General features: G+C 69.5%; 9 protein-coding genes and 1 pseudogene. 6 read left to right on the top strand and 4 right to left on the bottom strand.

All coding sequences use genetic code 11. The features are described from left to right. Window positions 1-13: 13 nt before the first annotated feature. Window positions 14-514, top strand: coding sequence for a L,D-transpeptidase family protein (locus ABDW35_RS24095; RefSeq protein ID WP_343716412.1), 501 nt, complete (start codon window positions 14-16; stop codon window positions 512-514). A gap of 106 nt (window positions 515-620) precedes the next feature. Here the strand turns inward: ABDW35_RS24095 and ABDW35_RS24100 are convergent, their stop codons facing one another. Continuing rightward, window positions 621-1,307, bottom strand: a complete 687-nt coding sequence (locus tag ABDW35_RS24100; RefSeq protein ID WP_343716405.1) for a YggS family pyridoxal phosphate-dependent enzyme — start codon at window positions 1,305-1,307, stop codon at window positions 621-623. 484 nt (window positions 1,308-1,791) lie between these two features. Between ABDW35_RS24100 and ABDW35_RS24105 the strand changes: the two genes are divergently transcribed. The 5 genes from ABDW35_RS24105 to holA all read left to right on the top strand — a co-directional run bounded on the left by ABDW35_RS24105 (window position 1,792) and on the right by holA (window position 7,856). Next, window positions 1,792-2,967, top strand: coding sequence for a porin (locus ABDW35_RS24105; RefSeq protein ID WP_343716406.1), 1,176 nt, complete (start codon window positions 1,792-1,794; stop codon window positions 2,965-2,967). A 77-nt stretch (window positions 2,968-3,044) separates the two neighbouring features. Then, window positions 3,045-3,587, top strand: a complete 543-nt coding sequence (locus tag ABDW35_RS24110; RefSeq protein WP_343716407.1) for a DUF3576 domain-containing protein — start codon at window positions 3,045-3,047, stop codon at window positions 3,585-3,587. Window positions 3,588-3,764: 177 nt separating this feature from the next. Beyond that, entirely contained in the window at window positions 3,765-6,344 is a 2,580-nt protein-coding gene (leuS, locus tag ABDW35_RS24115; protein WP_343716408.1) for a leucine--tRNA ligase, read from the top strand. After that, on the top strand, window positions 6,331-6,834 hold the full coding sequence (lptE, locus tag ABDW35_RS24120) for an LPS assembly lipoprotein LptE (protein WP_343716409.1): 504 nt from the start codon (window positions 6,331-6,333) through the stop codon (window positions 6,832-6,834). Before leuS ends, lptE begins: the two co-directional genes overlap by 14 nt. Further along, on the top strand, window positions 6,831-7,856 hold the full coding sequence (gene holA / locus ABDW35_RS24125; protein WP_343716410.1) for a DNA polymerase III subunit delta: 1,026 nt from the start codon (window positions 6,831-6,833) through the stop codon (window positions 7,854-7,856). The genes lptE and holA overlap by 4 nt, the downstream gene beginning before the upstream one ends. 160 nt (window positions 7,857-8,016) lie before the next feature. On the opposite strand, the gene ABDW35_RS24130 is transcribed toward holA, so the two are convergent. The 3 genes and pseudogenes from ABDW35_RS24130 to ABDW35_RS24140 form a co-directional block, all read right to left on the bottom strand. Beyond that, a complete protein-coding gene (locus ABDW35_RS24130) occupies window positions 8,017-8,922 on the bottom strand; it encodes a ParB/RepB/Spo0J family partition protein (RefSeq protein WP_343716411.1) in 906 nt (301 codons plus the stop codon). Next, window positions 8,919-9,719 carry a ParA family protein gene (locus ABDW35_RS24135; RefSeq protein WP_343716413.1) on the bottom strand — a complete coding sequence of 267 codons (801 nt, stop codon included), beginning with the start codon at window positions 9,717-9,719 and terminating at the stop codon, window positions 8,919-8,921. Before ABDW35_RS24135 ends, ABDW35_RS24130 begins: the two co-directional genes overlap by 4 nt. 22 nt (window positions 9,720-9,741) lie before the next feature. After that, window positions 9,742-9,924, bottom strand: a pseudogene (locus tag ABDW35_RS24140) (16S rRNA (guanine(527)-N(7))-methyltransferase RsmG); the annotation flags it as partial.

Genomic DNA, 9,924 nt, shown 5'->3' on the forward strand with positions numbered 1-9,924 from the left:
GCCCGAAGGGTGGATCGACTGGGGCGCCGGGCGACGGCGCTGCGCCCTGGGCAAGGGCGGCGTGCGGCCGGACAAGCGCGAGGGCGACGGGGCGACGCCGGTGGGCCGGTTCCCGCTGCGCCGGGTCCTGTACCGGCCGGACCATGGCCCGGCCCCGGCGAGCGCCCTGCCCTGCACCGCGATCGCGCCCGACGACGGCTGGGGCGACGACCCCGCCGATCCCGTCGCCTACAACCGCCCCATACGGCTGCCCCACCCCGCCCGGCACGAGCGGATGTGGCGGCACGACGCCCTCTACGACCTGGTGATCGTGATCGGGCACAATGACGACCCGCCGGTGCCCGGCCTCGGCAGCGCCGTCTTCGTCCATCTGGCGCGGCCGGATTGGGGGCCGACGGAGGGCTGCGTCGCCCTCACCCGGGCCGATCTGCTGGAGCTGCTGGCCGCCGCCGCGCCCGGCGACACGCTGGTGGTCCGAGACCCTTCCGGAAACGCTACTGGCGCGGCCGTCTGACGGCGGTTTCTCCGCTTCCGGTGCTCACGCACCAAACGTGCGCTGCGCTCCGGTTCTCGAAACCGCCGCCAGCCGACTCTCGCCAGCGCGTTTCCAGAAGGGTCTCTCAGGCAACTGTAGGCTGGGGCGCGACGCGGATGCCGAACAGCGCGGTGCCGACCCGGACATGGGTGGCGCCATAGCGGACCGCGGTCTCGAAATCGTCGCTCATGCCCATGCTCAGCACCGGCAGGCCGAGCTTTCCGGCCAGGTCGGCCAGCAGCGCGAAGTGCAGCGCCGGCGGCTCCTCCACCGGCGGGATGCACATCAGGCCCCGGATCGGCAGGCCGCACTCCTCGACGCACAGCCGGTAGAGGGCCTCCGTCTCGCGCGGGCTCACGCCGGCCTTCTGCGGCTCCTCCCCGGTGTTGACCTGGATGAGGCAGTCGAGCCTGCGGCCGGCGGCCGCCATCGCCTCGGCCAGGCTGCGCGCCAGCTTCGGCCGGTCGACCGTCTCGATCACGTCGAACAGCCGAACCGCGTCCTTCGCCTTATTGGTCTGCAGCGGCCCGATCAGCCGCAGCTGCAGGTCCGGCCAGGCCGTGCGGCGCCCGGCCCAGCGGCCCTGCGCCTCCTGCACCCGGTTCTCACCGAACACCCGCTGGCCGGCGGCGAGCGCAGCCTCGATCCGCTCCTCCGGCTGGATCTTGGAGACGGCGACGAGGGTGACCGCGGCGGGATCGCGGCCGGCGTCGAGGGCGGCAGCCGCGATCCGGGAGCGGAGCGAGGCGATGGAATCGGCGAGCGTCGTCATGCCGCCAGAATCCGGCATGACGATCCGGGATTGCAATGCCCGCCGTGCCGTCGCCGGACCGTGCCGCAGGCTGCAGCTCGATCGGAGACGATCGTTTCAACCAAGTGTGATGGCCGTCATAGTGCGACAATCCGGCACGCCGATGCGGGATTGCAACGCTGCGGCGCGTCGCCCTGCCGCAGCGCAGCATGACGCGAGCTCTTGAGCCGCGTCGCCGGGCGAGGCGGTTCATCCCCGGTTTGCCTCGGTTGACGGCATCTCCGGTCGCCTCCGGCCGACGCTCCCACAGCCTCTCCGTCAGCATGTTGCAATTGCGGCACACGTCGGAGCTTTTGTGACTTCTGTGCAACTTGCGCATTGTCGGGCGGCATGGCTGCCCCGTATAACCTGCAGATCGATGCCATTCGCACCCTGGCTGGTGGTGTCGTCTTCGAGGGGACTTCTAGGGGACATCCGGCCACTCGGCCGCGTTAGGAGGTTAGGAATGAAGAAGATTCTGCTGGGTGGGACGGCGTTGGCCGCCGCCGCTTTCGTGGCGATGCCGGCATTTGCTGCAGACGCGCCGGTGACGTCCGGTCTGAGCCTGAAGATCAGCGGCTTCGTCGCCTGGGAAGGCGCCCTGGTCATCGGCTCGAGCGACGACAACCGTGACCGCGAATACGACTTCAACTCGAACGGCCGCCTGCAGTTCGACATCAAGAACGTGACCGATAGCGGACTCGAATACGGCGCCCGCATCCGTATGAACAACGTCAACCGTCGCCAGAACGTCACGGTCGACCGTCAGTACGTCTATTTGAAGGGCGACTTCGGTACGGTGACCTTCGGCGATTCGCCGCAGGTGGCCGGTGACTTCGGCTACTTCTTCGCGCCCGACGATATCCTGAACGCCCAGGGCGGCTATGGCGACAACCTGGACGGCAACTATCGCTACGGCGGTGCCGACTTCTTCTCGCTCGATCCGACCTACCATTCGGGCCTGGATAAGAGCACCAGCATCAAGTACGCCTCGCCGAGCATCGGCGGCTTCATCTTCGCCGTCGGCTTCACCCCGGTAATCTCCGGCGACAAGAACCTCAGCAACGGCACTCAGGGCCGGGCCGACCTGTTCAATGGCGGTCAGATCTACGAGAATGCCATCAGCGGCGGCGTCGGCTACGAGGGCGAGTTCGACGGCACCAGCGTCAAGGTCCGCGGCACCGCCAGCTACGCCAATGGTATCGATCACCACTGGGACCTCGAGACCTACAGCGCCGGCGCCCAAGTCGGCTTCGGCGGCATCGTCGCCAGCCTCGTCTGGGTCGGCACCCCGAGCGGCTTCGCCAGCGGCGAGACCGACAAGAACGTCGACACCATCGGTCTCGGCCTCGGCTACAGCCTGGGTGCGCTGAACTTCGGTCTCGGCTATGCCTATACCTGGGCCGACAAGAACAACAACCTGGTTGGTTCCAGCGCCGAGGGCGGCTTCGACCTGAAGGACAATCACGTCGCGGCTGCGACCGTGAACTACACCCTGGCGCCGGGCCTGAACACCTACGCCGAGGTGATTTACGAAATCCAGAACTTCCGCAAGCAGGATCTCGGCGGCGGCGTGATCCAGGTCGACAAGAACAGCTGGGAGCAGGCTGTCTTCCAGACCGGCATCTCGGTCTCGTTCTGATCGAACCGATAAAAAGCTAGCCTTTGAAGGGGGAGCGGCTATGATGCCGCTCCCTTTTTCTATATGGCCGCCGCCGAATGACGCTGAGATCGCTGCTCGCCCTGCTGACGGTCGTCTTCTCCGTCGCCGCCTGCTCCGACGACAACGGCGTCAAGGTCGGTCCTTCCCCCGAGTTGGGCCCCTCGCGCGAGCGCACGCCGGCGGAGAACCAGAGCATCTTCGGCCCGGGCGGCCTCAGCTTCGGCGCCGGCGCCGACAAGAAGAAGGATCTCGGCGAAGGTGCGGTCCTCGGGGTCAACGCCTATCTGTGGCGCGCCAGCCTCGACACCGTGTCCTTCATGCCGATCACCAGCGCCGACCCGTTCGGCGGCACCATCGTCACCGACTGGTACACGGCGCCGAACAGCCCCAGCGAGCGCTACAAGCTGAACGTCTACATCCTGGGCCGCGAGCTGCGCTCGGACGGCGTCCGGGTCAGCGTGTTCCGCCAGGTTCAGGGCAAGGGTGGCTGGGCCGATGCGCCGGCGCCGGCGACCATGGCGAATGCGCTGGAGGACACCATCCTGACCAAGGCGCGGCAGCTGCGCATCACCGGGCTGGAGCAGTCGACCGCCCAGTGACCACGGCGATGCCGGCCTGAGTTGCTGTCATCAGGGCGCCGCGGGATTGATCCCCGGCGCCCTTTCCTTGTAAATGCCTGGGACGGCTTCGCCCCTGGGGCGACGCCGCAGAACTTCGTGTCTGCAGGGCGCCCGCACCGGGACGTCCGGCCAGGCTTTCCGGCACAGAGCATCGAGATGTCCCGCTACAACCACCGAGAGACCGAAGCCCATTGGCAGGACGTGTGGCGGGAGCGCGGCACCTTCCGGCTCGAGACTCTGGGCGACCGGCCGAAATACTATGTGCTGGAGATGTTCCCCTACCCGTCGGGGCGCATCCATATGGGCCATGTCCGCAACTACACACTGGGCGACGTGGTGGCGCGGCACCGCCGGGCGATGGGTTTCGACGTGCTGCACCCGATGGGCTGGGACGCCTTCGGCCTGCCGGCGGAGAACGCGGCGATCGAGCGCGGCGCCCATCCGGCGGCCTGGACCTATGAGAACATCGCGGCGATGCGCGGCCAGCTGCAGTCCATGGGGCTGTCGCTGGACTGGAGCCGCGAGATCGCGACCTGCCACCCGGACTACTACCGCCACGAGCAGAAGATGTTCCTGGACTTCCTGGCGGCGGGCCTGGCCTACCGCAAGGAATCCTGGGTCAACTGGGACCCGGTCGAGAACACCGTCCTGGCCAATGAGCAGGTGATCGACGGCCGCGGCTGGCGCTCCGGCGCGCCGGTCGAGCGCCGCCGCCTGAACCAGTGGTTCCTGCGCATCACCGAATACGCCGACGACCTGTTGGCGGCGCTGCCGACGCTGGAGCGCTGGCCCGAGCGCGTGCGGCTGATGCAGGAGAACTGGATCGGCCGGTCGGTCGGCGCCCGCGTCACCTTCCCGCTGCAGGGGCGTGAGGACGGGCTGGAGATCTTCACCACCCGGCCGGACACGCTGTTCGGCGCCAGCTTCTGCGCCGTCTCGCCCGACCACCCGCTGGCCGATGAGATCGGCCGCGCCAACCCGGCCGTGGCCGAGTTCGTTGCCGAATGCCGCCGCAGCGGCACCAGCGAGGCGGCGATCGAGACGCAGGAGAAGCGCGGCATCGACACCGGGCTGCGCGCCGTGCATCCGCTGGACCCGACCCTGACCGTCCCGGTCTATGTCGCCAATTTCGTGCTGATGGAATACGGCACCGGCGCCATCTTCGGCTGCCCGGCGCATGACCAGCGCGACTTCGACTTCGCCCGCGCCTACGGCCTGCCGATCATCCCGGTGCTGTGGCCGGCTGGCGGCGACCGGCCGGACGGCGCTTCGATGGCCGAGGCCATGGTGGTGGCCGATGGCACCTTCGCCTATGACATCGGCCCGCTGACGCCGGACCGGCCGGTGACGGTGGCCGAAGCCAAGGACATCGCCATCACCGCGCTGCAGGAGCGCCAGGCGGGCGAGGGGACTGTGCGCTACCGGCTGCGCGACTGGGGCGTGTCGCGCCAGCGCTACTGGGGCTGCCCGATCCCGATCATCCATTGCGACGCCTGCGGCATCGTCCCGGTGCCGGAGGACCAGTTGCCGGTGACGCTGCCGGAGGACGTGACCTTCGACCAGCCCGGCAACCCGCTGGACCGCCACCCGACCTGGAAGCACGTCGTCTGCCCGAGCTGCGGCGGCGCGGCCCGGCGCGAGACCGACACCTTCGACACCTTCTTCGAATCCTCCTGGTACTTCGCGCGCTTCTGCTCGCCGCGCAGCGCCCAGGCCTTCGACCGCGCCGCGGTCGACCGCTGGCTGCCGGTGGACCAGTATGTCGGCGGCATCGAGCACGCGGTGCTGCACCTGCTGTATTCGCGCTTCTTCGTCCGCGCCCTGAAGCGCTGCGGCTATCTGGGCATCGACGAACCCTTCGCCGGGCTGTTCACCCAGGGCATGGTCACCCACCAGACCTATCGCGACGCCCATGGCGCCTGGCTGTACCCGACCGAGGTCAGCCGCGACGACCAGGGCAATTGGACCAGGCTGTCGGACGGCGCGGCGATCACCGCCGGCCGCATCGAGAAGATGTCGAAGTCCAAGCGCAACACGGTCGACCCGCAGGCGATCATCGACACGTACGGCGCCGATGCGGCACGGCTGTTCGTCCTGTCGGACAGCCCGCCGGACCGCGACATGGAGTGGACCGAGGCCGGCATCGAGGGCGCCTGGCGCTATCTGCAGCAGCTGTGGCGCCTGGTGACCGAGGCCCCGGTCGCGCTGCCCGCCGCCGGGTCGCCGCCACCGAACGGTTTCAGCCCGGCGGCCGAAGGGCTGCGCCGGGCGCTGCACAAGACCATCGCCGGCGTCGGCGACGACCTGGAGCGATTCCACTTCAACAAGGCCGTGGCCCGCATCCGCGAGCTGACCAACCTGATCGGCAAGGTGGATGGGGCAGGTCAGGGCGAGGCCTGGGCGCTGCGCGAAGCCTTCGACGGCGTGGTCCGGCTGATCGGCCCGATGGTGCCGCATGTCGGTGAGGCGCTGTGGCAGCATCTGGGCCATGACGGCCTGCTGGCCGACGCGCCGTGGCCGGAGGCCGACCCGGCGCTGCTGGTCGAGGACACCGCCAAGGTCGCGGTTCAGGTCAACGGCAAGCTGCGCGCCACCATCGTGCTGCCGCGCGATGTCGACGAGGCGACCGCGCGCGAAGCCGCGCTGGCCGACGCCAACGTCGCCCGCGCGCTGGAGGGCCGCACCGTGCGCAAGGTCATCGTCGTCCCGAACAGGATCGTCAATGTCGTGGGCTAAACGCGCAGCACCGCTGCTGCTGATCCTCGCGCTCGGGGCCTGCGGGCTGCGGCCACTCTACGGCACCAACTCGGCCGGCGCGGCCATGTCGGACCGGCTGGGACAGGTCAATGTCGGCGTCATCGGCGACCGGTCGGGCCAGATCATGCGCACCGAGTTGATCCGCATGCTCAACCCGCAGGGCCGGCCCGACAAGCCCGCCTATGATCTTGCCGTCACGCTCGCCGAATCGCAGCAGGACGTGAACCTGATCAGCGACCTGACGACGACCCGCAGGAACCTGACGATGACGGCCAGCTTCGTGCTAACCGACCGCAAGACCGGCCAGCCGGTCTTCTCGGATTCGGCCAGCGAGATCACGGCCTACAACATCCTGGCCGACCAGTACACGACCCTGGTCGGCGAACGCGACGCCCGCGAGCGGGCGCTGCGGTCGCTCAGCGAGGATATACGCACCCGTCTCGCGCTCTATTTCGACCGGCATCCGTGAAGCTGCCGCCGAACCGGATCGACAGCTTCGTCCGGCGGCCCGATCCCGGCATCCGCGCGGTGCTCCTGTATGGCCCGGATGCCGGCGCCGTGCGCGACTACGCCGACACGCTGGCCCGCGGCGTGATCGACCCGCCGACCGACCCGTTCCGCGTCGCCGAGCTGGCCGCGGCCGAGATCGGGCGCGATCCGTCGCGGCTGGTCGACGAGGTCTTCGCCCTGTCGCTGATCGGCGGCCGCCGCCTGGTGCGGGTGCGCGATGCGTCCGACACGGTGGCGCCGGCGCTGGACGCGGTGCTGAAGGGCGGGGAGACCGACACGCTGGTGGTGCTGGAGGCGGACGAGCTGACGCCGCGCTCGGCCCTGCGCAAGCTGGCGGAGGGGGCGGACGGGGCGGCCGCCATCGCCTGCTACATGCCTGACGAGGAGGCGATCGGCCGCTTCATCCACCGCCTGCTGGGCGAGGCCAAAATCTCGGCCGATGGCGAGGCCGAGCAGCTGCTGGCCGCGTCGCTGGTCGGCGACCGCCAGATCGCCCGGCGCGAGGTCGAGAAGCTGATTTCCTATGTGGGGGAGGGGGGGCGCGTCGACCTCGAGGCCGTGCGCGCCTGCATCGGCGATGCCACCGAGCGGTCGCTGGACGACCTGGCCATGGCGGTCGCCGACGGCGACCTGCCGACCCTCGACCGCGCGCTGAACCGGTTGCTATCCGAGGGCGGCGAGGCGATCGGCATCCTGCGCGCGGTGCAGCGCCACTTCCTGCGGCTGCACCAGCTGGCGGTGATGATCGATGGCGGCGACGCGCCGGACGCGGCCATGGCGGCGCTGCGGCCGCCGGTGTTCTTCAAGGCCAAGGCGGCGATCCGCAGCCAGGTGCGCCGCTGGAACCAGAGCCAGATTGGCGAGGCGCTGCGCCGCCTGATCGAGGCCGAGGCCGAGTGCAAGCGCACCGGCCGGCCGCCCGAGACGATCTGCGCCGCCACGCTGCTGCGCATCGCGCGGGCCGTTGCGCGGAAAAACTGAGCTATATCAAAGCTGTAGGGTTCGCTCCGGCGAACCCGATCCACCCACCGTCATTGCGAGCGCAGCGAAGCAATCCATTCCGCAGCACGAGCGGCCCGATGGATTGCTTCGTCGGCTTCGCCTTCTCGCAATGACGCGAGGAGGCAGGCGGCCGCGCCCCCTACCACTTCTCCTTCGTGCCGCGCAGGCGCATCAGCAGGGCGCTGAACTGGTCGAGGTTGCTGTACTGGATGTGGATCGTGCCGCTGGTGTTGTCGCGGGTGTCGATCTTCACCTTGAAGCCCAGCCGGGTCTCGATGTCCTGCTCCATCGCCACGATGTTCGGGTCGCGCGCCGCCGGCCGGGACGGGGCAGGGGGCTGCTCCCGCGCATCGCGGGCCAGCTGCTCGGTCTGGCGGACGTTCAGCCCCCTGGCGATGACGACCCGCGCCGCAGCCTCCGGGTCCGGGCAGCCCAGCAGCGCCCGGGCGTGGCCGGCCGTCAGCAGGCCGTCCTGCAGATGGGCCAGCACCGCGGGCGGCAAGTCCAGCAGGCGCAGCGTGTTGGCGATGTGGCTGCGGCTCTTGCCCACCGCCTGGGCCACATCCTCCTGGGTCAGGCTGAACTCGGCCAGCAGCCGCTGATAGCCCTCGGCCTCTTCCAGCGCCGTCAGGTCCTGGCGCTGCACGTTCTCGATGATCGCGATCTGCAGCGCGTCGCGGTCCGACATCGGCCGGACCACCACCGGCACCTCGTGCAGCTTGGCCTTCTGCGCCGCCCGCCAGCGCCGCTCGCCGGCGATGATGTGGTAGCGGTCGGTCTTGCCCTCGACCGGGCGCACCAGGATCGGCTGCAGCACGCCCTGGGTGCGCACCGACTCGACCAGCCGGTCCAGCTCGTTCTCGTCGAACTTCCGCCGCGGCTGGAACGGGCCGGGGCTCAGATACTCGATCGGCAGGCTGCGCGGCGCCCGCGGCTCGCCACCGCTGCTGGCCGCAGCGATGTCGGCCTCATCGGCCTCGCCGAACAGGGCGTCGAGGCCGCGGCCCAGGCTGGGACGGCGGCGGGAGCTCTCGGCCGCGCTCATGCAGCACTCCTCTGCTCTTCGCGCTTCAGCATCTCGGAGGCGAGATGGACATAGGCTTGGGCGCCGGTGGAGGCGAGGTCGTAGACCAGGACCGGCTTGCCATGCGACGGCGCCTCGGAGACGCGGACATTCCGCGGGATCACCGTCTCATAGACCTTGGCCCCGAGATGCTGGCGCACATCACTTGCCACCATGTCGGAGAGGTTGTTGCGCCGGTCATACATGGTCAGCACGATTCCCTGCATCTCGAGCGCCGGGTTGAAGGCTTTGCGGACGCGCTCGATCGTCCGCATCAGGTGGCTGAGCCCCTCCAGCGCATAGAATTCGCATTGCAGCGGCACCAGCACGGCATCGGCCGCGGTCAGCGCGTTGAGGGTGAGGAGGCCGAGCGAGGGCGGGCAGTCGATCAGCACATAGTCGTAGCCATCGGCATGTGGCCTTAGGGCGCTGCGCAGCCGGTATTCGCGGCGGACCGCCTCGACCAGCTGCACCTCGGCGCCGGCCAGGTCGACCGAGGCGGGGATCAGGTCCAGCCCCGGCACCTCGGTCGCCACCGCCGAATCGACGACGCTGGTGGCGCCGAACAGCAGGTCGTAGGAGCCGACGCCGCGCTTGGCCCGCGGCAGGCCGAAGCCGGTCGAGGCGTTGCCCTGCGGGTCGAGGTCGATCACCAGCACGCGCTTGCGCACGGCGGCCAGCGCCGTGGCCAGGTTGATCGCTGTGGTGGTCTTGCCGACGCCGCCCTTCTGGTTGGCGATGGCGATGGTGCGGGTGAGCCGCGGCGTGTCGGCCTCCACAGGCGGCAATGTTTGGGCGTCGTCAGCCACGGGCGAACCCCTCGATGCGGATGAGCACGGCGTCGGGATCGGTCCGGCTCGGATGGAGGTCGATGGTCATCTTCGGTGATGCGGGCAGGGTGGTCAATTCAGCCTCGGCCGCGCGGCCCTTCGGGAACAGCGCGACGGTGTGCGGGCCGGCGAATCGGGCGGCATAGCCGAGCAG

The sequence above is a fragment of the Inquilinus sp. genome (assembly GCF_039594555.1).
Lineage (GTDB): Bacteria > Pseudomonadota > Alphaproteobacteria > DSM-16000 > Inquilinaceae > Inquilinus.